25 protein-coding genes are annotated in these 23,423 nt (G+C 59.4%); 4 read left to right on the top strand and 21 right to left on the bottom strand.

What is annotated here, in order from left to right:
- Positions 1-202 precede the first annotated feature (202 nt).
- The 20 genes from GSQ93_RS17160 to GSQ93_RS17065 all read right to left on the bottom strand — a co-directional run bounded on the left by GSQ93_RS17160 (position 203) and on the right by GSQ93_RS17065 (position 18,350).
- Positions 203-691, bottom strand: a complete 489-nt coding sequence (locus GSQ93_RS17160) for an ureidoglycolate lyase (protein WP_158936823.1) — start codon at positions 689-691, stop codon at positions 203-205.
- Between the two features lie 28 nt (positions 692-719).
- The gene (gene alc, locus GSQ93_RS17155; protein WP_158936822.1) at positions 720-1,730 is read right to left on the bottom strand and encodes an allantoicase; all 1,011 of its coding nucleotides are present in this window, start codon (positions 1,728-1,730) and stop codon (positions 720-722) included.
- A gap of 47 nt (positions 1,731-1,777) precedes the next feature.
- Positions 1,778-2,299 (bottom strand): 2-oxo-4-hydroxy-4-carboxy-5-ureidoimidazoline decarboxylase, encoded by a 522-nt coding sequence (gene uraD / locus GSQ93_RS17150; RefSeq protein WP_158936821.1) that lies wholly within the window; start codon positions 2,297-2,299, stop codon positions 1,778-1,780.
- Positions 2,296-3,246 carry an allantoinase PuuE gene (gene puuE, locus GSQ93_RS17145; RefSeq protein WP_158936820.1) on the bottom strand — a complete coding sequence of 317 codons (951 nt, stop codon included), beginning with the start codon at positions 3,244-3,246 and terminating at the stop codon, positions 2,296-2,298. Before puuE ends, uraD begins: the two co-directional genes overlap by 4 nt.
- Positions 3,247-3,398: 152 nt before the next feature.
- Positions 3,399-4,142 carry an aspartate/glutamate racemase family protein gene (locus tag GSQ93_RS17140; protein ID WP_158936819.1) on the bottom strand — a complete coding sequence of 248 codons (744 nt, stop codon included), beginning with the start codon at positions 4,140-4,142 and terminating at the stop codon, positions 3,399-3,401.
- Positions 4,143-4,243: 101 nt separating this feature from the next.
- Positions 4,244-5,758, bottom strand: coding sequence for an NCS1 family nucleobase:cation symporter-1 (locus tag GSQ93_RS17135; protein WP_158936818.1), 1,515 nt, complete (start codon positions 5,756-5,758; stop codon positions 4,244-4,246).
- A 358-nt stretch (positions 5,759-6,116) separates the two neighbouring features.
- Positions 6,117-6,875 (bottom strand): GntR family transcriptional regulator, encoded by a 759-nt coding sequence (locus GSQ93_RS17130; RefSeq protein WP_158936817.1) that lies wholly within the window; start codon positions 6,873-6,875, stop codon positions 6,117-6,119.
- Positions 6,876-7,156: 281 nt separating this feature from the next.
- Positions 7,157-8,083, bottom strand: coding sequence for a muramoyltetrapeptide carboxypeptidase (ldcA, locus tag GSQ93_RS17125; protein ID WP_158936816.1), 927 nt, complete (start codon positions 8,081-8,083; stop codon positions 7,157-7,159).
- Complete coding sequence (tadA, locus tag GSQ93_RS17120; RefSeq protein WP_254073900.1) at positions 8,080-8,646, bottom strand: tRNA adenosine(34) deaminase TadA; 567 nt, start codon at positions 8,644-8,646, stop codon at positions 8,080-8,082. Before tadA ends, ldcA begins: the two co-directional genes overlap by 4 nt.
- Positions 8,643-9,053: a DnaJ family domain-containing protein gene (locus GSQ93_RS17115; protein WP_158936815.1), complete on the bottom strand. Its 411-nt coding sequence runs from the start codon at positions 9,051-9,053 to the stop codon at positions 8,643-8,645. Before GSQ93_RS17115 ends, tadA begins: the two co-directional genes overlap by 4 nt.
- A gap of 261 nt (positions 9,054-9,314) precedes the next feature.
- Positions 9,315-10,079, bottom strand: coding sequence for an ABC transporter ATP-binding protein (locus GSQ93_RS17110; RefSeq protein WP_158936814.1), 765 nt, complete (start codon positions 10,077-10,079; stop codon positions 9,315-9,317).
- On the bottom strand, positions 10,076-10,936 hold the full coding sequence (locus GSQ93_RS17105; protein ID WP_158936813.1) for an ABC transporter ATP-binding protein: 861 nt from the start codon (positions 10,934-10,936) through the stop codon (positions 10,076-10,078). Before GSQ93_RS17105 ends, GSQ93_RS17110 begins: the two co-directional genes overlap by 4 nt.
- Before the next feature lies 1 nt (position 10,937).
- Complete coding sequence (locus GSQ93_RS17100; RefSeq protein ID WP_158936868.1) at positions 10,938-11,852, bottom strand: ABC transporter permease; 915 nt, start codon at positions 11,850-11,852, stop codon at positions 10,938-10,940.
- A 51-nt stretch (positions 11,853-11,903) separates the two neighbouring features.
- Positions 11,904-12,944, bottom strand: a complete 1,041-nt coding sequence (locus tag GSQ93_RS17095; RefSeq protein WP_254073912.1) for an ABC transporter permease — start codon at positions 12,942-12,944, stop codon at positions 11,904-11,906.
- Between the two features lie 32 nt (positions 12,945-12,976).
- Positions 12,977-14,578, bottom strand: a complete 1,602-nt coding sequence (locus GSQ93_RS17090) for an ABC transporter substrate-binding protein (protein WP_158936812.1) — start codon at positions 14,576-14,578, stop codon at positions 12,977-12,979.
- Between the two features lie 49 nt (positions 14,579-14,627).
- A complete protein-coding gene (ddpX, locus tag GSQ93_RS17085; RefSeq protein ID WP_158936866.1) occupies positions 14,628-15,191 on the bottom strand; it encodes a D-alanyl-D-alanine dipeptidase in 564 nt (187 codons plus the stop codon).
- 361 nt (positions 15,192-15,552) lie between these two features.
- Positions 15,553-15,795, bottom strand: coding sequence for a pentapeptide MXKDX repeat protein (locus GSQ93_RS17080; protein ID WP_158936811.1), 243 nt, complete (start codon positions 15,793-15,795; stop codon positions 15,553-15,555).
- An 89-nt stretch (positions 15,796-15,884) separates the two neighbouring features.
- On the bottom strand, positions 15,885-16,661 hold the full coding sequence (locus tag GSQ93_RS17075) for a molybdopterin-dependent oxidoreductase (RefSeq protein ID WP_158936810.1): 777 nt from the start codon (positions 16,659-16,661) through the stop codon (positions 15,885-15,887).
- An 83-nt stretch (positions 16,662-16,744) separates the two neighbouring features.
- Complete coding sequence (locus GSQ93_RS17070; protein WP_254073899.1) at positions 16,745-17,371, bottom strand: cytochrome b/b6 domain-containing protein; 627 nt, start codon at positions 17,369-17,371, stop codon at positions 16,745-16,747.
- Positions 17,372-17,750: 379 nt separating this feature from the next.
- Positions 17,751-18,350 carry a TetR/AcrR family transcriptional regulator gene (locus tag GSQ93_RS17065; RefSeq protein ID WP_158936808.1) on the bottom strand — a complete coding sequence of 200 codons (600 nt, stop codon included), beginning with the start codon at positions 18,348-18,350 and terminating at the stop codon, positions 17,751-17,753.
- 284 nt (positions 18,351-18,634) lie between these two features.
- On the opposite strand from GSQ93_RS17065, the gene GSQ93_RS17060 reads away from it, so the two are divergent.
- The 4 genes from GSQ93_RS17060 to GSQ93_RS17045 all read left to right on the top strand — a co-directional run bounded on the left by GSQ93_RS17060 (position 18,635) and on the right by GSQ93_RS17045 (position 21,707).
- Positions 18,635-19,339, top strand: a complete 705-nt coding sequence (locus GSQ93_RS17060; RefSeq protein WP_158936807.1) for a glutathione S-transferase family protein — start codon at positions 18,635-18,637, stop codon at positions 19,337-19,339.
- A gap of 381 nt (positions 19,340-19,720) precedes the next feature.
- Complete coding sequence (locus GSQ93_RS17055; protein WP_031364072.1) at positions 19,721-20,293, top strand: sigma-70 family RNA polymerase sigma factor; 573 nt, start codon at positions 19,721-19,723, stop codon at positions 20,291-20,293.
- Complete coding sequence (locus GSQ93_RS17050) at positions 20,290-20,931, top strand: DUF1109 domain-containing protein (RefSeq protein WP_158936806.1); 642 nt, start codon at positions 20,290-20,292, stop codon at positions 20,929-20,931. The genes GSQ93_RS17055 and GSQ93_RS17050 overlap by 4 nt, the downstream gene beginning before the upstream one ends.
- A 134-nt stretch (positions 20,932-21,065) precedes the next feature.
- Complete coding sequence (locus GSQ93_RS17045; protein WP_158936805.1) at positions 21,066-21,707, top strand: DUF1109 domain-containing protein; 642 nt, start codon at positions 21,066-21,068, stop codon at positions 21,705-21,707.
- A 41-nt stretch (positions 21,708-21,748) separates the two neighbouring features.
- Here GSQ93_RS17045 and GSQ93_RS17040 read toward each other — a convergent pair whose 3' ends face one another.
- Positions 21,749-23,341 carry an MFS transporter gene (locus GSQ93_RS17040; RefSeq protein ID WP_158936804.1) on the bottom strand — a complete coding sequence of 531 codons (1,593 nt, stop codon included), beginning with the start codon at positions 23,339-23,341 and terminating at the stop codon, positions 21,749-21,751.
- Positions 23,342-23,423 lie beyond the last annotated feature (82 nt).

The raw sequence follows: 23,423 nt of genomic DNA, 5'->3' as shown, positions 1-23,423 counted from the left end.
AGGACCAAGAAATGACGCGCCGCCACGCGCAGTGGCTAACAGTGATAAAGAGAAAATCCGACTCACGCAGACCACTAACATTGAAAGCAGCAACCCGGCATTGACTCAGACCGCTAACCTCGGAACCTGGCAATCCGGCACAGCCCCGACCACTAAGCCAGAAACCAACACCCCAACCCCACCTCCGAGCGCGAGCGAAAATTTAGTCCATTAACCAAACCGATTCATCAAGCTGAATCTCGTTGAGGTTATTACCCTCCCCACCGCGATCCACAACAATAAAGTCGCTCACTTCGCCAAGCGCAATCAACGGATGATGCCAGACGCCTTTGGCATAATTCACCCCTTGCCATCCGCGAGTAACGAACCCTCGAATAGCCCTTTCATCAAGCTCCCCCGCCGGCGCAACAACGACCAAATACGGCCGATCATTAAGCGGCAAAAACGCCTGACTCCCCAACGGATGCCGCTCGAGCATCGACACCTCAAACGGCAACACCCGCGGCTGCCCGCGAAACAGATTCACAAGCGTCCGCCCACCCTCGTCTTCCACATCAATCCGTGCAAGATCGTGGAAACGAATCGTCGTCCCGAGATTAATCGGGATCTGCTTCGCGCCCTCAAGCTCGATGACATCGCCGAACGGCTCAAACGCCGCCCGGGTCAACGGTTCAATCACCAACTTTTTCATCGCAGAGCCTGCTTCTTATTTACGTAGATCAAACAAGCGTGCTGAACAACCGCAACCGCGATACGCCGCCGTCCGGATAAATATTGAACCGCACATGTGTGACCGGACCCAGCGCAGCCAGCTCCGACTCGAACACATGCTGCTTGTCCATCTGCAATTTCTGCTCACCCAACAACACCGGCCAGAACATCGCCTGCGTGACAAGCGAACTGTCCGTTCCACCCTTCACATACGCAGCCTGCAACGAACACCGGTCAGGATAATTACCCTTGAAGTGGGCCGTATCCACTTCGATCTTCTTGATCACGCCCGGCTGAGCCAACGCCACGATGCACCAATCGTTGCCCGGCTCACGACGACGACGCGTCTCCCAGCCATCGCCCATATTTGCGCCGCGTCCCGGCATCAGCAAGGTCGAAGCCGGCCCGAAATGCTGGTTGTTAGCACCAACGACGTACGCGCCATTTTCCATCGCGGCGAGATCGAATAGCTCGGTGCGGCTAGCGCTGCTCCAGTCAAGCTGCGGCTGTCCATACACACGCAAGCGCGCGATACCGCCATCCGGGTAAATGTTCACGCGCAGATGCGTGAACGGCTGCTCGCTGGCAATGTCCACGTAATGATGCGTGTTCCCTTGCAACGTCATGGACGGCACGACTTCCGTCCATTGCGTCGCCTGCGTGGGCGCGCCTTCAACCACGTGCGCACCCTCGATAGACGCTGCTGGCGGAAAGTTGCCCGTGAAGTGACTCGTATCGATATCAATACCCTTGATCACACCCGGACGCGCCAGCTTCACTACGCACCAGTCGAACCCGCTCACCCGCTTGCGACGCGTTTCCCAGCCGTCCATCCACTTGCCGTTATCGTCGTATTTACCCACGATAAACACCGCCGGCTCCGGATTGAGCATCCGCTCTTTCGGTGCGAAGAATTCGTCGCTGGCTTCAAGCGCCTGCGCGCCAAGCCGCGGGTCCGCGAGGTTCACATAACGGCGCGTGAATTCGGGCGCGTTGGCATCGAGTATGGGTGCAGCCATGATGTTTCCTTATAGGGTTTTGAAGGTGGCGCGCTGCGTTCAAGCATTCAGACGTCAAGCAAATCGTCGAGCCTGAAGCGCGCTATCCGATAAATCTGTTGAAGACTTTCGCGCAACTCGATGTCGCGGCCATGATGCAGGCGCGCCTCGAAGTTCGCGATAATGCCGTGGCGATCAAACCCGCGCACAGCCAAGATAAAGGGAAATCCAAACTTCTCGCGGTACCCGGCGTTAAGCGCCTGCAGTCTGTCGAACTCTTCCTGCGTGCACAGGTTGAGGCCGGCGCCGCTTTGTTCACGTGTAGATTCGTCCGTGAGTTCGCCCCGCACCGCAGCCTTGCCGGCAAGCTCGGGGTGGGCATTGATCAACGCCAGTTGCCGTGTCTCCCCCGCTTGATCCACGACGGTGGCCATGACATCGTGAAGCTGGTCGATGCTCGTGAACGGGCGCTTCCCGAGCGCCGCTTCCGCCACCCATGGAGAGTGCTCGAAGATACCCGAAAGCGTGTCGACAAACGCGCCGGCAGGCAACGCATTGAGTTGGTCCAAAGTGATCCGCACGATACTCATGGCGTGGTCACTCCCGCCGTGCCTTCATACGGATGATGCTCGCGCCAGTGCCGCGCAATATCAACCCGCCGCGTCACCCATACACGATCATATTGCTCGATGTGATCGAGGAAACGCTGCAGCGCACGGAAGCGTCCGGGGCGGCCCAGCAACCGGCAATGCATGCCGATGGACAACATTTTCGGCGCTTCGCTGCCTTCTTCGTAGAGCACGTCGAACGCGTCGCGCAAGTAGGTGAAAAACTGCTCTCCCGTGTTGAAACCTTGCGGCGTGGCAAAACGCATGTCGTTGGTATCGAGCGTGTAAGGCACGATCAGATGCGGCACCTTCGCGCCACTGCTGACCTCCACGTCCATCCAGAACGGCAGGTCGTCGCCGTAATAATCCGAGTCATACAGAAGGCCGCCATGCTCCGCGACCAGCCGATGGGTATTCGGACTGTCCCGCCCGGTGTACCAGCCTAGCGGACGCACACCCGTCACGCGCTCTATGGCCTCCATGCCGAGCCGCATGTGCTCCGCTTCCTTCTCCGGCGACATGTCCTGATAGTGAATCCACCGATACCCATGACACGCGATCTCATGCCCCAATTCCACGAACGCGCGCCCGAGATCCGGATGGCGCTCGATCGCCATGCCCACGCCGAACACGGTAAGCGGCAAGTCCCGTTTTTCGAACTCGCGAAGGATGCGCCAGACGCCGGCGCGCGAGCCGTATTCGTAGATGGATTCCATGCTCATGTGGCGAGACGGATAGGCCGCCGCGCCCACGATCTCCGACAGGAACTGTTCTGATGCCGGGTCACCGTGAAGTACGCAATTTTCCCCGCCTTCCTCGTAATTCAGCACGAATTGCACCGCAATACGTGCATCCCCGGGCCAATTCGGCTGCACGGGGTACCGGCCGTAGCCGATCAGGTCGCGTGGGTACTTCGATTCATTCGACATGGCTGGATGAGTGCGTGGGAGTCGATGGAGCCGCACACGGTTACAGACTGACAGACCCGCGCGACGATGGGTCAGTTTAGCGAAAACACATCGTCGCGCCCATATTCATACGCAGATATTGCGGGTCAGGCGGGGTGTATGGTCCGGGCGCTTTATTGGGGTTTGCCTGGACTATAAGGCGCTAACGCACCGTCGTACTGCTTCGCTAGCGGGCGCGCATAGTCGCCGCGTTTCGATGTCCGCAGCTTTAGCGCAATCAACGCTTCCGCCCATTTCACCGCGGTCGTCACGCCCTCGATAACCGGCGCGCCGATCGCGTCTTCAATCTCGTGACAAAACTCGGCCATGCCTGCGCAGCCCAGGACGATCGACTCCGCACCGTCTTCCGCCAAGGCCTTTCGGCACTCTTCAATGATGATCGAGCGCGCCCTTGAGCCGGGGATATCCAGGTCCAGCACTGCTACGTCGGTGGCACGGACGTTCTTGCAGAAACGCTTCATGCCGTAGCGTTCCGCCAAGTGCCAGGACATCGTGCAGGTGCGCTTCAAGGTTGTCACTACGCTGAAACTCGGCGCGATGACACTTGCTGCATGCATTGCCGCCTCCGCAATGCCAATGACCGGGCCTCTGGACAACTCCCTGGCGGCATATAACGCCGGGTCGCCGAAGCAGGCTATGACATAACCGTCCATGCCCTCTTTCTCACCCTTTTCAATCTCCTGCAATAAGGCTAACGATGCAAGCGCTTCGTCGTAGTAACCCTCGATAGAGGGCGGCCCCATGGAAGCGCTTACGGAGATTATTTCCGTTCCTGGTGACGCTACTTCCCTGGCACAACGATCCATCGCCAGCGTCATGCGTTCCGTTGTGTTCGGATTGATCAGCTTGATGCGCATTTGGGTCTTCCTTTAGTTCCCGCAAGCAAGATTTGATTCGGATTACAGAGTACCTTTTCAAACCTTGGCTTGCAGCGTTACTCGCAGCCGCACTCGTGTTACTAAGCGAAATTCGATACAGAGGTCTTGTCCGCGATGATCCGGTAGAACAGCGCGCCCAACCCCGCTCCTATGAACCACGAAAAATTACCTGCGCCTCCCAGGGACGGAATCATGACGCAGGCCACCGCTATGGCGGCCGCCGGCAGCAACGCGCCCACTGCACGCCAGTTCACGCCATTGCTATACCAGTAACGCCCCGTCGCCGACGTCGTGTACAACTCCTCAACCTTGAACTTGCCACGCTTCATGAGGTAGAAATCCACGATCAGCACGCCATACAACGGACCGATGAAACTGCCGAGCACATCGAGCGTGTAGTGGATCACCGCAGGGTTGTTGAAGAGATTCCACGGCGTGATGAAGATCGATGCCACCGCGGCCATCATGCCGCCCATCCGCCAACTGATCAACCGCGGCGCAACGTTCGAGAAATCAAAAGCCGGCGACACGAAATTCGCCACAATGTTGATACCAATAGTCGCTATCGTGAACGTCAGCGCGCCTAGGATCACTGCAGTCGGTTGATCGATGCGGCCCACCGTTTCTACTGGGTCCGTAATCAACTGGCCAAAAACCGGCAAGGTCGCGGCGGTCGTCACAACCGTCACCAGCGAGAACGCCAGGAAGTTGATCGGCAAGCCCCAGAAGTTGCCGCGCTTCACGCTCTTGAAACTCTTGCAGTAACGCGAGAAGTCACCGAAATTCAGCATCGGACCGGAGAAGTAGGAGACCACAAGCGATATGGCCGTGATCATGACCGGCACCACTTCCATACCATGGTATTTCACGCCGCCCAGGTTCAGGCCAATGTTGCGCCAGCCCGCACGCCACACCATGTAACCCGCCAGGATGAACATCACCACATAGACCGCCGGACCCGCGAAGTCGATGAACTTCTTGATCATCTCCATCCCGCGCCAGAACACCACGGCCTGCAACACCCACAAAATCATGAACCCGGCCCAGCCCACTGCCGACAACCCGGCGAAACCATATTGGTGGACATTGGCATAAGGCATCCATTGGGGCATGAATTTCAGCACCACGATCACCAGCGCGCTCGACGCCAGGAAAGTCTGGATTCCATACCATGCCACTGCGATCAAGCCACGAATCACGGCGGGAAGGTTCGCCCCTAGCACGCCGAAGGTCACGCGGCACGCCACCGGATACGGAATCCCCGCCTGCTGGCTCGGCCGAGCGATGAGGTTGCACAGCAGGTTCACAATGCCGATGCCGACGAGCAATGAAACCAGCACCTGCCAGCTTGTCAGCCCCAACGCAAACAAGCTCCCCGCGAACACATAACCGCCCACGCTATGCACGTCCGACATCCAGAACGCAAAGATGTTGTACGCACTCCACGTCTGATGTTTGAGCGGCGCGAGGTCATCGTTATAGAGCCGATCACTGTATCCGGCCAGATGATCAGGATCCCTACCTGAATCGCTGCCGGGATCATCACCATAGGAAGGTATTGCCGCACTGCCCGGGGTCGCACTGAACTGAACCATGACTTCTCCTTGAATGAGCTCGGCAATCAAGCCGCAAATAGTCGACTTCGTATAGCTTGCGTATAGCAATACGCACCGTCGCGTGGTCAACGCGCGGCGCTTTCTTGTCGGTATGGGCTAACCGTCCTGCAGCCGCGGGCGATCCCGCGACCAGACGCAATTCATCCACTCGGCACGCGCACTAACGCGCAGGCGTCCACGGAAAAGGCATGGTGAAAGTCCACGCATTCCATTGAATGCGGGCTTCTAAATTCGTTCGGCTTTCAGATGTTGATAGTTGGCGTTACTGGTACTGCGTCGCGCCCGGAGAATGGTCGCGCGGTGTTGCTGCCGGTGAGGCTAAAAATCGGGCCGACAGTCAGGCGCTTTTATCGCGCTCACTGACCTTCGGCTTTGAAAAGACTTCACGTAAATCGACCGCGCCGCGTGCCGGCCGGTCCAGCATTTTCAATTCAACTTCCTGCAAATGGCGCGCCATCAGTTCGGCGGCCTTCGGACCGTCGCCCGCATCGAGCGCGGCCAGGATATGTTCATGGTCTTCAAAGCTGCAGGAGCTCTTGCCAAGCGATTCATACAGTGCCGATATCAGCGTGGAGCGCGCCACCAGCCCCGACAGGCATTCGCACAACACCGTATTGCCGGTGAGCTGCGCGAGCTCTTTATGGAACTCGCCGGACAGCCGTATCCACGACGAGAAATCGCGGCTCTCATAAGCCTTGCGTTCACGTCCGATCGTCGCGCTGATCGACTTGAGCCGGCGCGTGCCATGCCCGGTACAGATCCGCTCGACGACCGCCATTTCGACAATTCGCCGCATCTCGAACACCTCGTGCACTTCCTGCACCGAAGGGCTTGCGACGAACGCGCCACGATTCGGTTCGAGGTCGACCAGCCGCTCGCTCGCGAGTTGCGCCAGCGCCAGGCGCACAGTGCCTCGCTTGACGTCGAATACTTCGCATAACTGTGCTTCTGTCAGCTTGGCACCCGGAGCGAGACGGTGTTCGAGAATGGCGTCGCGAATATTCGCCGCAATCGATTCCGCCGTTGCGGCCGCGACCGAAGCCGCAGTGCCGATAACGCTTACCTTCGACAAATCTTTCAATTTCGATTCGGACATGGTCGTGTTCGCTCTATGTGATACATCTTATGGCGGACATAAAAACTGTCAACAATTTCAGTAAAAAATTTGTGTTATGGGCAGAAAATTTTTTCGACTAATTCGCTTAGTCGCCTCCTGATAAGGGTTTCTGCGATATATCTAAACGGCCAACGCAAAAAACTTCGGCCATTTTGTTGACAATCTAATGCACGATATTCGTGCGGACGTGCGCAAAAGCGGTGCGTGGAACGAAAAAAAAAGCGCCCTTGCGGACGCTCATTCGGATTACATCAGACCTGCTACGCCAAGTACGGATAGTCCGAAAGCTTCATTTCAAATCCATGCGACCGCGCTACCAAATGTGCTGTCGCACCAAACGGCAAAGTCAGCAATTCAGGCACGTGCCCGAATTGCAATCCCGTCACAACGGGAATCCGGATCACCGACCTGACCTGTTCGAGCATCGTCTCGAACGTATAGCCGTTGTCGTACTCCGACAGCTTCCCGCCCGTGAATTCGCCTAGCACCAGTGCCTGCTGCCGCGCGAGAATCCCCGACTGGTGCAACTGGTAAATCATCCGTTCAACGCGGTAAGGATGCTCGTTCACGTCTTCGATGAACAGAATCCCGCCCTCCACTGGCGGCATGTAGCGCGTGCCGATCAGTGACGCAAGAATCGCCAGATTGCCACCCCACAACATGCCGGTAACATCGACGGACTGGGCCTGCGGCACGTGGCTCGTCACCTTGAACGACGGGTGCGTGATCGCGTTCCAGAAATGCCCCGTCGTGAACGCGCTCGGTTCTTCCGCGCCAAAATCAGCAGCGAGCATCGGGCCGCCAAAGCTCTTCACGCCGGCCAGCGCGTACAGCGCCAACTGGATCGCGGTGAAGTCGCTATGGCCGACAATCGCGATTGGCTGGTCTTGCAAGCGGCGCTGCAAACCCTCGTAGTCCAGGCCATGAAGAATGCGTGTAGCACCGTAACCGCCGCGCACCGCCAATACGATGTCAGGCAGAGGGCGCGTCGAATCGGCAAGCCGGTTCAGGTCCGCGGCACGTTCTCCGTCGGTACCGCCGAAGCGTTGATAACGACGGTGCGCCGCCGTCACATTTTCCAGCCGATGCCCTTGCGTGCGCAAGCGTTCCATCGCGCGCCCAACCACTTCAGCGTCGGGGTAACCGGAAGGTGCGACGAGGTCGATGGTACGTGCCGGATGGGTCATGAGCGAATGGAAAGTGGATCGATGGAATCGGGTAGTACGGCGTTGCGGGCATCGCGCGCCTCACGCACGGCGCGCCGGCGTTCGGCGAAAAAACTGCGCAGCGCGTTGGCGCATTCGTCGCCGAGTACCCCGCCCGTCACGCTTGTGTGGTGATTCAGATTGCCGATGGCAAATGCATCGACAACGCTCCCGCACGCGCCCGTCTTCGGATCGTGCGCGCCGAACACCACGCGCGCGATCCTCGCATGCATGATCGCGCCCGCGCACATGATGCAGGGTTCGAGCGTGACGTAGAGTTCGCAACCCGGTAGCCGATAGTTTTCAAGCGCCAAGGACCCCGTGCGCAATGCGGCCATTTCGGCATGCGCTGACGGATCATGAGCGCCAATCGGATGATTGAAGCCGGTTGCAATGACTTCATCGCCACGAACCAGAACCGCGCCGACCGGCACTTCGCCCAAAGCATGCGCTTGCTCCGCAGCGGCTTGCGCGAGCGCCATGAAACGGCGGTCGCGTTCTGCAGCAGCGGTCAAGGCGAGATCGGTTGCGGGTGTGGAGGTCACTTTTCGGCGGCCTCGGCTCGCACATTCCTGTCGTTCTCCGAGAGACGCTCGGACAAACGTTCGGCAATGCGCCGCCGGTATTCAAGCGGCACGACAGTGCTGCTGCCGCGCAACGATTCCAACGCCATGTCGAGCGCCAACATCTTCGCTTGCAGCTTGCGGCGGGTTGCCGGATCTTCGCTGCTGCCGGCTTCATTTTGCAGATCGCAAAGCGCGCGCAAATGTTCGACAGCAGACGGCACGAAACCGGCATTTTTCATAATGCGGTTGGCCACGCGGACTTCTTCGGGAACCAGGGCGTCGTCGTCGAGCGCGAGAGGCTCGCCCGCGCCGGGCAGATTGTCGAACTCGCCGCGCGCGGCGGCGGCCGAAATTCGCTGTTCGACCAGGGCATCTAGCAGTTTCATCGGCGTTTTAGGTGCCGGTGACCGGCGTGTCGAACGTTTGACGACGAACGTTATCGAGCAGCAGGATCAAGCCGGACTGTCACGTTTTGAGGGTTGCGCTTCGCGGCGTCATTCACACTCCATGAGCCGCCGGCTGCGTGGGAAGCCGGGTGAGCGATCCCGGCGCAACGCGCTTCGGGGATGCCTACTACCAAATTGGTATTCTATCAGGCGGCCCGCGCAGGACGGTTCGCGCCCGGCCGCGCACATTACAAAGCTGGGCTAGGCCTTATCGACGGCCTTGCGTCGATACCCTTCTGTGGCGAGCAACAAGCTTCGCGTGTATTCATGCGCCACGTTTTGTTCGCGGACGGCTTCGATGGGAAGCTGCTCCACAATCTCGCCATCGCGCATTACCGCGACTCGTTGGCATAAAAATCCAACCACCGCCATGTTGTGACTGACGAGGATCATCGTGAGGTGGCGTTCGCGATGCAGCCGCCGCAACAGGTTCAGGATTTCCGCCTGCACGGATACATCGAGCGCGGAAGTCGGTTCGTCGAGCAGCAGCACGCGCGGTTCCACGATCAACGCCCGGGCAATCGCCACGCGCTGGCGCTGCCCGCCCGACAACTGATGCGCATACCGGAACCGGAACGCAGGGCCAAGACCGACCTCCCGCAACGCGTCGAGAATGCGGGCATCGTGGCGGTCCATGCCGTTGATGGTGAGCGGCTCCCGCAGCGTCTGGTCCACGGTGAAGCGCGGATACAGCGATCCGTACGGGTCCTGGAACACCATCTGCACTTCGCGCCTGAATGCACGATCGATGTGTTTGCCGAGCGTATGGCGGCCAATTCGCATCGACCCGTTGGCGATGGGTACGAGCCCCGTCAATGCGCGAAGCACGGTGGATTTGCCGGAACCGGATTCCCCGACGAGCCCGAACACCTCCCCGTCGCCGACATGAAAAGACGCCGAGCGAACGGCATCGGCGAAACCCGTTTTCGTTTTGAAGCGTACCTGTACCTCGTTTGCTTCGATCATGGCGCGACCTCGGCGAACCATGCGGGATCGCGTTGCAGCACCGGTAGTTCCTCCGGTGGGTTGCGCAGCGGTGGACTCGCGGCCAGCAAACCGCGCGTGTACGGATGCTGCGCGTGGGCAAGATCGCGCGCGGCGCACGTCTCTACTACACGTCCGCCGACCATCACCAGCACGCGGTCGCAAAACGACATCACCAGCGGCAGGTCGTGGCTGATGAAGATCAGGCCGGTGTTGTGCTTCGCGATCATTTCATCGAGCACCGACAACACCTGCATGGAGACGAGCACATCGAGCGCGCTGGTCGGTTCGTCGGCGATCAGCAGCCGGGGCCCCGACGACACCATCATGGCAATCATCACGCGCTGTCCCATGCCGCCCGACAACTCGTGCGGATAAGCGTCGGCGACTCGCTGCGGATCGCGAATATGCACGGCCTCCAGCGCGGCGACAATGCGTTCGCGCATGGCTTTCGCATTCAGCTTCGGAGACCGCCGCCCGAACGCCTCACGCATCTGCTGCGCGACCGTCATCACCGGGTTCAGCGAATACTTCGGGTCCTGCAGGATCATGCTCATCTGCGTGCCGCACAGGCGTCGCCGCTCCTTCGGTCGCATGGCGAGCAGGTCGTGGTTATCGAGGCGCATGGCGTCGGCTGACCAGTGTGCCGATGCAGGCAGTAGCCCGAGCAACGCTCGTCCGGTCAGCGACTTCCCCGACCCCGATTCGCCAACGATACCTAGCCGCTCTCCCCTCGCAAGCGTCAGGGAAATGCCGCGCACCGCTTCGGTCAGCGTGCCGTCGTGGGCCTCGAACGCGATGCGCAGGTTATCGATTTCACAAAGGGTGTCGGCTTGCATGTCAGCTTCCTTGACGGGGATCGAAGACATCGCGCAGACCGTCGCCGAGCAGGTTGAACGCAAGACTCACGAGCAGGATGGCGATGCCGGGAATGGTTGCCACCCACCACGCGTCGAGCAGCACGCCACGGCCTGAGGCCACCATGAAACCCCACTCCGGACTCGGCGGCTGGGCACCGAGTCCGAGAAAACCCAGTCCCGCGACTGTCAGGATGATGCCGGCCATGTCGAGCGTCGCGCGCACGATCACCGACGACGAACACAGCGGAACGATATACCGCAACAAGATCCGCATCGACGACGCCCCTTGCAAGCGCGCCACGTGGATGAAATCGGCCTGCACCAACCTCAGTGTCTCAGCGCGCGCGAGCCGCGCATACGGCGGCCACGCCGTGATCGAGATCGCGATCACCGCATTGATCACGCCGGGCCCGAGCGCCGCCGCGAACGCAAGCGCAAGGACGATCTTCGGAAACGCGAGTGCAATATCGGTCAGCCGCATCAGGACGGTATCGACGAAACCGCCGCAAAAACCCGCCGTTGTACCGATCAGCAAACCCACCGGCACGACCAGCACCACGACCAGGATCGCGATGCTCAACGTCAGGCGCGAGCCGATCACGAGCCGCGCGAGGATGTCGCGACCGAGTTGATCCGTGCCAAACCAGTGCGACGGAGAACCGGGCGGCAACAACCGGTCGCCAAGCACTTGCCGCAAGGGATCGTGCAGCGGCAATAACGGCCCGATCGCGGCGAACACAATCATGAGCGTCAGGATCACCAGCCCGAACACGCTTAGCGGGTTGCTTGCGAAACGCCGCCAGCGACGGTAGGCCAAGCCCAACGCAGCCTGCCTGCGTGACGCCGGCGTATCCGTGAGAAGCCACGCACGCCACTCTTTGTGCGGTGGCTTCATTGCGTGAGTGGAATTGTCTGTGGATGGAAGCACGTCATGAGCCTTTGGCAATCATCGGGCGCGTGGATCGAACACGCGATACAGCGCGTCGGTCAGCAGGTTGAGCGTGATGAACGTGGCGCCGATCACGAGCGTGCTGCCCAGCACCGCGTTCATGTCGGCGTTGAGCAACGCACCGGTGAGATAGGAGCCTATGCCCGGCCACGCAAACACGATCTCCGTCAGCACGGAACCTTCCAGCAGATAGCTATAAGCAAGCGCGATTACCGTCAGCAGCGGTACGGCGATGTTGCCGAATGCGTGACGCCAGATCACGCGGCGTTCGCTCAAACCCATCGCTCGCGCGGTCACGATATATTCCTGACTCAACTGCTCGAGCATGAACGATCGCGTCATGCGGCTTAAATAAGCGATGGAATAGAACGCGAGAATAGCCGCGGGCAGCACGATATGCGAGAGCGCATTCTTGAACACGTCCCACTCGCCGGCCAGGATGGAATCAACCAGGAGGCTGCCCGTGCGGGTATCGACCAGACCGTCGTACAGCGGGTCGATACGGCCCGGTCCGGATACCCAATGCAATTTGGCGTAGAACAGCAGCAAGCCCATCAGCGCGAGCCAGAACACCGGCAGCGAGCTGCCCGCCAGACCGATGAAACGCGCGACGTGATCGATCCAGCGGTTATGTCGCACAGCGGCCGCCACGCCCAGCGGCACGCCAATCACTATGCCCATGAACGTAGACAGCGTGGCGAGTTCAAGCGTGGCGGGGAATACGCGCTTGATGTCGTCGATTACCGGATTCGACGTCAGCAGCGACATGCCCAGGTCGCCGTGCAGCACGTCGCGAACGTAGATCAGGAATTGGACGATCAAGGGCTTGTCGAGCCCGAGCGCCACGCGCGCCGCTGCATACGCCTGCACCGATGCGCGTTCGCCGAGCATCGCCAGCAACGGATCAATCGGGATCTTTCGTCCGATGAAAAACGTCACCCCAAGCAATCCGATAAACGTGACGGCGAGCATCAATAGCCAGCGCACGAACAGCCATGTCCGACGCACGCCGGCGTGGCGCGTGAGCACTCGTTGCAGGCGCTGGAACGCGGTGAGTTGCGCAGCCACGCTTACTGTTTCTTCACGTCGCGGTACGACACGAGGTCGAAGATCGGCCCGACTTCCAACCCCGTCACGCCCGGCCGCGCCGCGACCTGCGAGACCTTTTGAAACATGATCACGAACGGCGAGTTGGCAAGAAACTCTTTCTGCATCGCTTCATAGCGTTGCGCGCGTTTCGCCGTTGACGATTCCTCCAGCGCTTCCTGAGTCTCCTTGGTCAACTGCGGAATGTCCCACGCATTGCGCCACGCGAGCATCTTGAAGGCCGATTTATCGGAGTTGTCGGGATTCCACGCGAAGCCCTGCGCGTTGCTATGCGGATCGATGTAGTCCGCCGACCACTCGCCAATATAAATGTCATGCTGACGCGCGCGATACTTGCCGAGGGTCTGTTTGTTATCGCTTGAAATCAGTTCGACCTTGATCCCGCCTTGGGCGAGGTTAGCCTGTACCGCCTGCGCGATCTCGCCATACGGCGAGTCGTTGCGCACATCCATCTTTACCGTGAAGCCGTTTGGCACGCCCGCTTTCGCCAGCAGCGCTTTCGCCTTCGCTACGTCCTGATGGTACGGATTGATGTTGAGCGCCCCGAGGAAACCTTCCGGCAGGAAGGTCTCGTGCACCTTGTACGTGGTCCGCACGATGTTCTGCTGAATGCCGTTGTAGTCGATCAGCCATTTCATGGCTTCCTGCACATCGGGCTTCGCAAGGTTCGGGTTCTTGTTGTTCAGGCCAAGGTACATCAGCGTTGCTTGCGGCACGGACGTCACGCGAATCGTGCCCTTCTTCGTGAGCGTGGTGAGGTCGTCGGAACTCAGGTCACGTGCGATATCGATATCGCCGTTCTCGATCATCAGCCGCTGGCTCGATGCTTCCGGCACATGCCGCATCACGATCCGTTTCATCGCGAGCGGCATGCGATAACCATCGAAACGTTGCAGCACGATGCTGTCGTTGGCGGTCCACTTCACCAGCTTGTATGCACCCGATCCCGCTTCGTTCGTCTTCAGCCACTCGTTGCCGAAATCGTTGCCCTTGGCGTGGGATTCGAGAAGCTTTCTGTCGAGCACGGAAGCCGGCCACGAGCCCAGCACGTTCAACACGAACGTGGGCGCGTACTTCTGGTCGGTGGTGATCGATACGGTGTTGTCGTCGATCTTCTTCACGTTCTGCAGCGCGTTTTCCTTCGTCAGCCCGATGCCCGCCAGCACGGCAGCCGCGCCTTTGTCGAGTAACGCGGTGCGCTGGATCGACCACGCGACGTCGTCGGCGGTCAGCGGGTTCCCCGAGTGGAACTTGAGACCTGGGCGAATCTTGAAGGTGAACGTGAGACCGTCCGGGCTGACCGTCCATGACTGCGCAACGTCGCCGTTGAAGTGAGCGGGATCTTTCAGATCGACGCGGATCAGGCGGTCATAGGTATTGGCGACGTATTCCTGCGGCACCAGTTCGTAGATCTCGCCCGGGTCGAGCGTGGTGAACTCGTCGAGTAACGTGGCCATGACCAGCATGTCCTTCGGCGTGGCCGCTTCGGCGATGCGCGTGCCGGCCAGCATCAAAGTGGACGCCGCCGCGATAGCTGCCAACGCGTTGCACAATACCCGTTTCATACTCGCTCCGTGAGGGATGTTGATGAGATGTTCTGCGCGTTTCGTGCGGCTACATTAAGCGCAAGGGGCCGCTGTCGGCATTGTCGATCAGGTCCAGTGCACGCGAGTCCGGCAATTCGTAATGCCACCACTCGCTAGGAATATGCGTGAAGCCGGCGCCATGCATCACGCCAAGCAACAACGTGCGGTTGCGCTGCACATGCTCCGGCAAACCCGGATGGAAGTGTTCGGAAGCGATCGACATCTCGTCGAAACCGGTGCCCATATCGAGGTCCTGGCCTTGAGCGTCGACCAGTGTCAGGTCGATCGCGGTGCCGCGGCTATGGTTCGAGCCGCGCGCAAGGTCTGCTATATAGGTCGGGTCGGGAAGGAAGTCCCAGAGCACCTGCTGGGCTTGCGGCGGACGGTAAGCGTCAAAGATTTTCAGCCTCATGCCGATGTTGCCCGCGAGCTCGACAGCTTTTCTCAGGGCGGCTTCGGCCGGGGTTAGGAGCAAGCAATGTGCCGCTTTGTAAATCGGCTTGCCTGTCAGGTTGCGATCGGTTGCGTAGATCAGGTCGATCGCGACGCGGTGCGTTTCAGGAGTGATTATCAGCAGACGGTGATCGGGCATCGGCGGCGTTGGGTTCAAGGCTCACGATTTCGTGCGGTGCCGTTATTGTTTATCAAAATGACTGGTTTGGGGGTGAATGTGGCGGACTTACCGCACTCGGCGGATAAATGCCCCGTTCGCGCATGTCCTTTAAACCGGGGGGGTTACCCGACCCTCGATTAAAACCCGCCAAAAATCCAAGGGTTGGGTTCGGAAGAAAGCGGGACGGAAATGGCGGCAGGCCGTGAAGACGGTGGGCCAATGATCGCGCCGATGCAGGGAGCATCAACGGAAGGTGAAACGGCAATCGAAAGCGGTCCAACCACACCCGCAGAACCGCTTCCGATGCTTGTGCGAACTACTGTGCGAACTACTGCGAAAATTACTGCGCCATCGCGCCCGAAGCCGGATGGCCCATTGCGTCGGTCTTTTTCATCTTGTCGTCCTTCTTCATCGCGTCCTTGGACATCGAATCTTTCTTCATCGAATCTTTCGACATGGCATCCTTGGACATCGTGTCCTTCGACATCGAATCGTGGGCCATTGCGTCGCTTGCCTGGGCGAATGCCATGGAGCCGCTCAGGGCCAACGTTGCTGCGAGTGCTGCAGTGATGAACAGTTTCATATCAACCTCTTGCTTGAGTTTAAGTATCCGGTCGTGCCGGGGTGAATCGAAGTACCTGACGCCGCGATATGTCTTCGTCTTTCGTGACGTCAGGAACCTCCGAACCAGTTGTAGCCCTGATCAACCCAATAGCCGCCAGGGAATTTATTCGTGACGAAAATCTCCATGATGTGTTTCGGATTTTTATAGCCCAATTTCGTAGGCATCCTTAGTTTCATGGGATAGCCATATTTTGTCGGCAATTGCTGTCCGTCGAAGGTGAACGTCAGCAGCGTCTGCGAATGCAAGGCGGTCGGCATGTCGATGCTTTCGTAGTAATCGTCCGCGCACTTGAAACCCACGTATTTCGCCGATGTATCCGCTCCCACTCGTTTCAGGAACTCCGAAAACGGTGTACCGCCCCAGCGCCCGATCGCACTCCACCCTTCCACGCAGATATGTCGCGTGATCTGCTCGGCTTTGGGCAACGCGTAAAGCTCAGGCAAGGTCCACGTTTTCGTGTTCTGTACCAACCCGCTTACTTTCAGGCGAAAGTCGGAACCATCCACAACGGGAGCGTCGTCGATGCCGTAGAACGCGTTGAATGGAAACGGCCGCGTGATCTGCGCTTCCGTGTAAGTCGGCGCGAGACGGTTCGGATCGAAGAGCCAGCCTTGCACGGTATCGTTCAGGCGAGAGACACGGCTAAGGAAGGTCTCAACAGATTTGTCGTCTGAGATACTGCAACCGGCCAGCATCGCGAGGCCGCCAAGCGTCACAATGCGCTTGCCGAAGAGACGGCGGGACGGCATGTCCAGTTCACGGCGAACGTCGATAATCAGCGACTCGCGGTCTACGCTCACGCGGTTTGGCTTCACGGGTTTCATGATCGAGATTCCTCGAATCCTTAAGTTATCTTTTAGCCGGGCAGGTACGCATGGCTGAATGAGTGGCTCACTTAGCGACTCACTTAGCGACCGCGAAGCATCGTAAGCAGCGAGCGCGGCACCAGTGAAACCATCACCAGATGCACGACAATGAACGCCGCCAGCAACGACATAGCCGAGAAATGCACCACACGCGCAAAGTCATAACCGCCCATCAGTTCACGCAGCAGCGGAAACTGCACCGACTTCCAGATTGCAAGACCGGACAAGATAAGCACGGCGATATCGAGCATCACGAACAGGTAAGCGAATTTCTGCACTGCGTTGTACTTGCTCGGGTCGGCGTGCGACAAATGTCCCTTGAGCGCCTCACCAAGGTCATGCAGAATTGCAGGTGGCGAGAGCGGAAAAAACTTGCTCTTGATGCGCCCCGTGACGATGTTCATCGCGAGATAGAAGAGGCCGTTGAAGAACAGCAGCCACATGGCCGCGAAATGCCATTGCAGCGCGCCGCCAAGCCACCCGCCTAACGTGATGCCCGGCGGAATCATAAAACCCTTGAATACCGGTGATGCGTCGTAAATCCGCCATCCCGACAGCATCATCAGGATCGCCGCGAGTGCGTTGAGCCAATGCGTGATTCGTACCCAGACAGGCTGAATGGTCCGCAAGGGAATGCTGACGCGGCTCGCTTCATGTGTTGCGTTCATCTGGGCCTCCATGACGTGCTTCCGTGGGCGGCGAACAAAAACTGCCGCCAAATACATGTTGTGTGACCCGCTTTGCCCGACTGCGGTCTCGTCGTCTGCGTGCAGCTTTCAAACTTTCAGAAGCAGGTCGTTAGTTGCTAGGTAATTCGTTTGAATCGCCCGGCGGGTTACATCGACCAACGAAATTTTTTAAGGGCGCGAAAGCGGTCATGCAATGCGCGTATGTGAGGTAGTTCGTCGGAAAGGACTGGCGGGTTACAGCGAAATATTTTTTTACTGCAGACCATCAGGCTCGGGCTCAAGCTCAGGCGCGGCGAATAAGTGACCCTTGTGAAAGGTCAGCGAGATGATGAAGCGCTATGCCAGGGCGGCCGCTCCGTTATCCGGCAAAAGTCCGGCCATCGAGCGAGGCGAGTACCGGTCGCAACAGTCCTTCCAACAACGCGGGTTCCGGCCGCGCACGTGCCAGCACCCGAATGCCGAGCAAGACCGCCAGCAAGAGCCGCGCGAAGTCTTCAGCAGGCTGCGCGGACGAGATCTCGCCCGTTTGCTGACCTGCGGCCACGCATCGGCCGAAATAGGCTTCAAGTTTGACCAGCACGCCCGCCACGACCCGCTGGAACTCTGGATCATGCGGGGCCATTTCCAGCGCCGAATTCACCAGCATGCAGCCCTTGCGGTCTTTGTCAGTGAGCGATCGGTGGACGATCTCATCGAAGAACGCCTTGATCGATTGAAGCGGCGACGCCGTCCCTTCGAAACGCTCGACACGGTCGTCCACGCTTCGCGACACGTAGTGAGCCAGCGCCTTTCCATAGAGCGAGTGTTTGTCACCAAACGCGTTGTAGAGGCTCGCGCCCGTGATGCCCATGCTGTCTGCCAGCTCGCGAACCGAGGTGGCTTCGTAGCCACGGTTCCAGAAACACAGGACCGCGGCGTCGAGCACCGCGGCTTCGTCAAACTCTCTTGGCCGTGGCATGCAGTCCGTTACTCCCTTGAACGAGGCGATATTGCCATTCCGTTTTCGATACGATATTCTAAATCGATCGATCTAAAACATAAATGACAATGCGCCTCATGCAGTAAAGAAAGCGTCGTCGCGAGTCTTACAGATGTATTTCAAGGCAGCGCATCGGCGTGTCCGGATAGCCACCGTTCTTCCGCCCTGTCCATAACGGCCTAGACTTTCTGCCCAAGACGCATGACGCCTGGCGGAACTCTGCCATCCGCCGCAAGCGCCCCACCTCAATACCCAAGGACAACATGATCCGTTTCTACTTTCACCCAACACCGAATCCGGCCAAGGTCGCGCTCTTTCTCGAAGAGGCGGGACTCGAGTACGAAGTATTTCCCGTCGATACCAGCAAGGGCGAGCAGCATCTGCCGGCATTCAGAGCCATCAATCCGAACGGCAAGGTACCCGCCATCATCGATACCGAAGGTCCCGGCGGGACCGAAGCAAGGGTGTTCGATTCCAGCGCCATCCTGCTATACCTCGCCGACAAGACGCAGCGCTTCGCGGGTGAGCCCTCGGACCGGCCCGAAATGCTCTCATGGCTGTTCTTTATCAGCTCGGGACTCGGCCCCTTCTCCGGCCAGGCGGTGCACTTCCAGCACGCCGCGCCCGAGAAGATTCCCTACGCGATCAACCGGTATCGGCGGGAAATCGAGCGGCACTATAGCGTGCTTGACGAGCACTTGTCGGGGCGCGATTACATCGTGGGAGATGAATATTCGATCGTCGATATGTCCGCATGGGGATGGCTGGAGCGCGCGTCGCGGGTACTGGCCACCGACGCGCCGCTCGCCGCATTCCCGAATCTGACCCGTTTCTTCGACGCCATCAGTGCGCGCCCCGCCGTCGCACGGGCACGGGCGGTGGGCCACGACCTGACGTTCAAGCGCGAGGTGGACGAAGAGACGCGGCGCGCGTTGTTCCCATCGAATTATCCCGAAGCCACGCGCTAAGCAAGGGCCGCCCGGGACCGAAGTTCTTGCCCTCGGCGCGCGATCGACAGAAGCAAGCCGATCCGGCACAATCCGCTCGCTTCGTCGTCTGCCGCCAATACTGCGGCATGGATGCGCCGCGATTGCATGCCGAACCTGTCGCTTGTAGCGGCCTTGAAGCAGTATCCTGCAGGGCGTCTAAAACCGGTCCCGGCATTAAAATCGCGGTAATCTTCGGCGTCAGAACCTTGGGCGACGAGCCTCGCGCACAGCAGGACCCGCGTTGTCGCGTCACGAAATACCTGCAGCAGCATGACCGTCTATCCCCGGCGCCGGGAGCGTCGACCTCCGTCGGCAAGCCCGTCGCAATTTATTTGAAGCGCGCTGTAACCCGATTCCGCGATGAAGCGAATAATACAAAGTGGTTCTGTGCCTGGCGTCGAAGAACGGTTGAGGGCCTTGTTCATCCGCGGCCTGAATGGCGACGCCGTCGCCTATCGGACGTTCCTCGACGACTTGACGGGACATCTGCGCGGCTTCCTGAGAAAGCGCATTTATTACCTGCAGGACGACATCGAGGATGTCGTGCAGGAAATCCTGCTGGCCGTGCACAACAGCCGCCACACCTATCGCCCGGACGAGCCGTTGACTGCCTGGGTGCATGGGATCGCACGTTATAAGCTGATGGATTTTTTCCGCGCAAGATCGCGGCGTGAAGCATTGAATGATCCGCTGGACGACGCGCTGGAGATCTTCGCGACCTCGGACGAAGAACCCGCCGATGCCAAACGCGATGTCGGCAAGCTGCTTGAACAATTACCGGACCGTCATCGGCTGCCGATCGTTCACGTGAAGCTACAAGGGCTCTCCGTGACCGAAACCGCGGCTCTTACGGGGATGTCGGAGTCGGCCGTCAAAGTGGGCATTCACCGTGGGTTGAAAGCACTGGCAGCAAAGATTCGAGGCACCGCATGAAAACCGAGGACCTGATTACGCTTTTATCGACTGGCGTTACGCCGGTCGACCCACGCGTGTCCGCGCGCCGCTTCGGGCGTGCAATTGTGTTGGGCGGCCTTGGCGCGCTCGTGCTGATGGCCGTGATGTTTGGCGTTCGGCCGGACATTGCCGTCGTGTCGCGCACGCCGATCTTCTGGGCCAAATTCGCGTTCCCGACAACGCTCGCGGCAACCGCATTGTTCCTTGTAGTGAGGCTGTCGCGGCCCGGGACGACCATCGGCAAGTTCTGGGCAATGCCTGCGGTGCCGGTGCTCGTGGTGTGGAGCGCGGCCGTGGCGGTCTTATGTCTCGCCTCCCCCGACGCACGTTTGCCGCTTGTCATGGGCTACACGTGGGGGACTTGTCCGTTCAATATCCTGCTGTTGTCGGTGCCGGCGTTTGTCGCTGTGTTCTGGGCAATCCGCGGACTCGCGCCAACCCGGTTAAGGCTCGCTGGCGGAGCCGGTGGCATGCTCGCCGGGACCCTTGCGACGATGGCTTATTGCTTCCATTGCCCCGAGATGAGCGTCGCGTTCTGGGCTGTCTGGTACCTGCTCGGCATGTCGCTCGCCACGCTGATCGGCGCATTGCTTGGCCCGCGGTTCCTGCGCTGGTAGGTCATCACGCTGAGCGTATAAATTAGCGCCCAAGCGTAACCCGGCCACTCCTCGAAACGAATAGAAATCATGCGCTAGTGCATGACGCTGCTTAACACATGGCAGCGCTGTCGTTTCTTATCAGCGGAGTGGTCATGAAAACCAGCGAGTTCGTATCGATGCTTGCAACAGGCATCGTCCCGACCCATCCGCATGTCATCGCGCGACGCTTCACGACAGCCGTATTCTTCGGATTAACCGGCGCTACGTGCATGGTCGTCGCCATCTACGGCGTGCGCGGCGACATGCCGCAAATGCTGACCACGCCTCTATTCTGGTTGAAGGTTGCATTCCCGCTCGCGGTCGTAGGCACGTCGTTGTTCGTCGCGATGCGGCTGTCACGTCCCGGCGCCGACACAAAAATTGCCTGGGCCACGGTCGCCATTCCACTGGTACTAATCTGGCTGACAGCGCTGGTTGTGATTGTTGCCGCTCCGCCTACGCTGCGGCTTCAGCTTGTGCTTGGGAAGACCTGGCAAGTCTGCACGATGAATATCGTGATCTTGTCAGCGCCCACGTTTATCGCTGTGTTCTGGGCTATGAAAGGGCTGGCGCCTACTCGGCCGGTGATCGCGGGCGCGGCAGCCGGCCTGCTAAGCGCTGCGCAAGCGGTGCTTGTTTATACGCTCTATTGCGTGGAGATGACCGTTCCGTTCTGGGGCGTTTGGTATGTACTGGGGATGGCGGTACCCACGGTCCTCGGCGGTTTGATCGGGCCCAGGTTGCTTCGGTGGTAAGCCGTGAAACAAGGGCCTTGCAATGAATTCAAGCCACGGTTTCAACGGCTACGCGTCCCGGTATCCAGCCGATCAACCCGCACCGGCGGCACGAACCACGCAAGACAAAGCCCCGCTATAGCCGCAGCGGCCGCCAGCCCGAGCCCTACGTGTATCGATTCAATCAACGCACCGCGCGCTGACTGCATCATCGCGTCTCCGGCATGACCCGCCATGATCAGGCGACCGATCAGCGCCGCCTGTTCCGCGTGATCGATCAGCAACTCCGGACTCGCGAACGACTTGAACCATTGCGTTGCCTGATACGTATCCAGCGAACGATGCACGCCACTCGTATAGAGGCGACCGAGTAACGCACCCGTCATCGCCGTGCCCAGCATGCCGCCAAACATCCGCAGCGATTGAAGCAGCGCCGTCGCGGCACCAAGATGGTCGCGAGCAACAAGTTGCTGCGAAAAGAGCGTGAGGTTCGACACGACCAAACCGAGTCCGACGCCACTGAATCCCATGCACGCCATCCACACAAGATGAGGCACGGTCCCCGTGATCGCGACAAGACACAGCGCGGCGCACGCGAAGAGCGCAAAGCCGATATACATCACACCGTTCGCTTGCTTGATGCGCGTAACGATCCGGTTATTCACCACGCTCCCCACGGTCGTACCCAGCAGCAGCGGCGTAATCAGCATGCCCGAGTCATGCGGCGACATCGCAAAGCCGCCTTGAAACAGCAAGGGCACGTAGAAGACCAGCGAGAAGAGCGAGAAACCACCGAGTACCGACATCGCGAACAGCGCCGCCAACTTCCGGTCCAGCAGCATGTCGACGGGAACGATCGGGTAAGTCATGCGTTTTTCCCAAAACAGCAGCAACACCGCGCCTGCTACGGTGAGTAATGCCAGCACGCAGGTCGTGGGCGTGATGCCGTCATTCGGAACCCATTCGATCAGCAGTTGCAGCACGCCAAATGTCGACGCCAGGACCAGCGCCCCGACCCAATCCAGTTTCACTGGCACGGCTGAACGCGGCCGCCGGAGATGCGGCAGGAAAGCGCGCACGAACAACAACGAGACGATGCCCACCGGCAGATTGACGAAAAATACGAGCCGCCATCCGCCGTACTGGGTCAGCACGCCCCCTAATGTGGGGCCAACGATATTTGACAATGCAAACGCCGAACTGACGAAGACCAGCCAGCGCAGGCGAAGCTTTGGGTCGGGAAAAAGATCAGCGACAGTGGCGAACATCGTGCCCACCAGGATACCCCCGCCGATCCCTTGCAGGCCTCGCGCGATCACGAGGAAGAGCATATTGGCCGCCATGCCGCACATGACCGACGCGATGGTAAATAGAATGATCGCCGCCATTAAAAACGGCTTGCGGCCAAACAAGTCGCCCAAGCGGCCGAAGATCGGAATCGTGATAACCGATGTCAGCATGTAGGACGTCGCCACCCACGCGTACAGGTCGAAGCCCTTGAGATCAGCCACGATACGCGGCAGCGCTGTCCCGACAATCGTCTGGTCGAGTGCGACCAGCATCGCGACGAACGATACGCCGAGCATCGCCAGCACTGACTCGCGGAACGGCAGCAACTGCCCGGCTTCAATAGGTACAGCGATGTCCGGGGTCATGGCGTTCTCCTGGTGCTGTCGGGAACTGCGGCTGTGCGGCGGAGCCTAGGGCATGGTGGCTTCCGCTGGCTTAGCCTGCCAG

Source organism: Burkholderia sp. S171, assembly GCF_009766085.1.
Classification (GTDB): domain Bacteria; phylum Pseudomonadota; class Gammaproteobacteria; order Burkholderiales; family Burkholderiaceae; genus Caballeronia.
This window is presented reverse-complemented; position numbering and strand designations above follow the sequence as displayed.

Excerpts from the sequence above, each read along its gene's own strand:
- GSQ93_RS17160 (WP_158936823.1), bottom strand. The coding sequence starts at position 691 with ATGAAAAAGTTGGTGATTGAACCGTTGACCCGGGCGGCGTTTGAGCCG.
- GSQ93_RS17130 (WP_158936817.1), bottom strand. The coding sequence starts at position 6,875 with ATGTCCGAATCGAAATTGAAAGATTTGTCGAAGGTAAGCGTTATCGGC.
- GSQ93_RS17105 (WP_158936813.1), bottom strand. The coding sequence starts at position 10,936 with ATGCAAGCCGACACCCTTTGTGAAATCGATAACCTGCGCATCGCGTTC.
- GSQ93_RS17060 (WP_158936807.1), top strand. The coding sequence starts at position 18,635 with ATGATCCGTTTCTACTTTCACCCAACACCGAATCCGGCCAAGGTCGCG.
- ldcA (WP_158936816.1), bottom strand. The coding sequence starts at position 8,083 with ATGACCCATCCGGCACGTACCATCGACCTCGTCGCACCTTCCGGTTAC.
- alc (WP_158936822.1), bottom strand. The coding sequence starts at position 1,730 with ATGGCTGCACCCATACTCGATGCCAACGCGCCCGAATTCACGCGCCGT.
- GSQ93_RS17040 (WP_158936804.1), bottom strand. The coding sequence starts at position 23,341 with ATGACCCCGGACATCGCTGTACCTATTGAAGCCGGGCAGTTGCTGCCG.
- GSQ93_RS17110 (WP_158936814.1), bottom strand. The coding sequence starts at position 10,079 with ATGATCGAAGCAAACGAGGTACAGGTACGCTTCAAAACGAAAACGGGT.
- uraD (WP_158936821.1), bottom strand. The coding sequence starts at position 2,299 with ATGAGTATCGTGCGGATCACTTTGGACCAACTCAATGCGTTGCCTGCC.
- GSQ93_RS17075 (WP_158936810.1), bottom strand. The coding sequence starts at position 16,661 with ATGAAACCCGTGAAGCCAAACCGCGTGAGCGTAGACCGCGAGTCGCTG.
- GSQ93_RS17140 (WP_158936819.1), bottom strand. The coding sequence starts at position 4,142 with ATGCGCATCAAGCTGATCAATCCGAACACAACGGAACGCATGACGCTG.
- GSQ93_RS17115 (WP_158936815.1), bottom strand. The coding sequence starts at position 9,053 with ATGAAACTGCTAGATGCCCTGGTCGAACAGCGAATTTCGGCCGCCGCC.
- GSQ93_RS17055 (WP_031364072.1), top strand. The coding sequence starts at position 19,721 with ATGAAGCGAATAATACAAAGTGGTTCTGTGCCTGGCGTCGAAGAACGG.
- GSQ93_RS17100 (WP_158936868.1), bottom strand. The coding sequence starts at position 11,852 with ATGAAGCCACCGCACAAAGAGTGGCGTGCGTGGCTTCTCACGGATACG.
- GSQ93_RS17045 (WP_158936805.1), top strand. The coding sequence starts at position 21,066 with ATGAAAACCAGCGAGTTCGTATCGATGCTTGCAACAGGCATCGTCCCG.
- GSQ93_RS17050 (WP_158936806.1), top strand. The coding sequence starts at position 20,290 with ATGAAAACCGAGGACCTGATTACGCTTTTATCGACTGGCGTTACGCCG.
- GSQ93_RS17090 (WP_158936812.1), bottom strand. The coding sequence starts at position 14,578 with ATGAAACGGGTATTGTGCAACGCGTTGGCAGCTATCGCGGCGGCGTCC.
- puuE (WP_158936820.1), bottom strand. The coding sequence starts at position 3,246 with ATGTCGAATGAATCGAAGTACCCACGCGACCTGATCGGCTACGGCCGG.
- GSQ93_RS17065 (WP_158936808.1), bottom strand. The coding sequence starts at position 18,350 with ATGCCACGGCCAAGAGAGTTTGACGAAGCCGCGGTGCTCGACGCCGCG.
- GSQ93_RS17070 (WP_254073899.1), bottom strand. The coding sequence starts at position 17,371 with ATGAACGCAACACATGAAGCGAGCCGCGTCAGCATTCCCTTGCGGACC.
- ddpX (WP_158936866.1), bottom strand. The coding sequence starts at position 15,191 with ATGCCCGATCACCGTCTGCTGATAATCACTCCTGAAACGCACCGCGTC.
- GSQ93_RS17135 (WP_158936818.1), bottom strand. The coding sequence starts at position 5,758 with ATGGTTCAGTTCAGTGCGACCCCGGGCAGTGCGGCAATACCTTCCTAT.
- GSQ93_RS17080 (WP_158936811.1), bottom strand. The coding sequence starts at position 15,795 with ATGAAACTGTTCATCACTGCAGCACTCGCAGCAACGTTGGCCCTGAGC.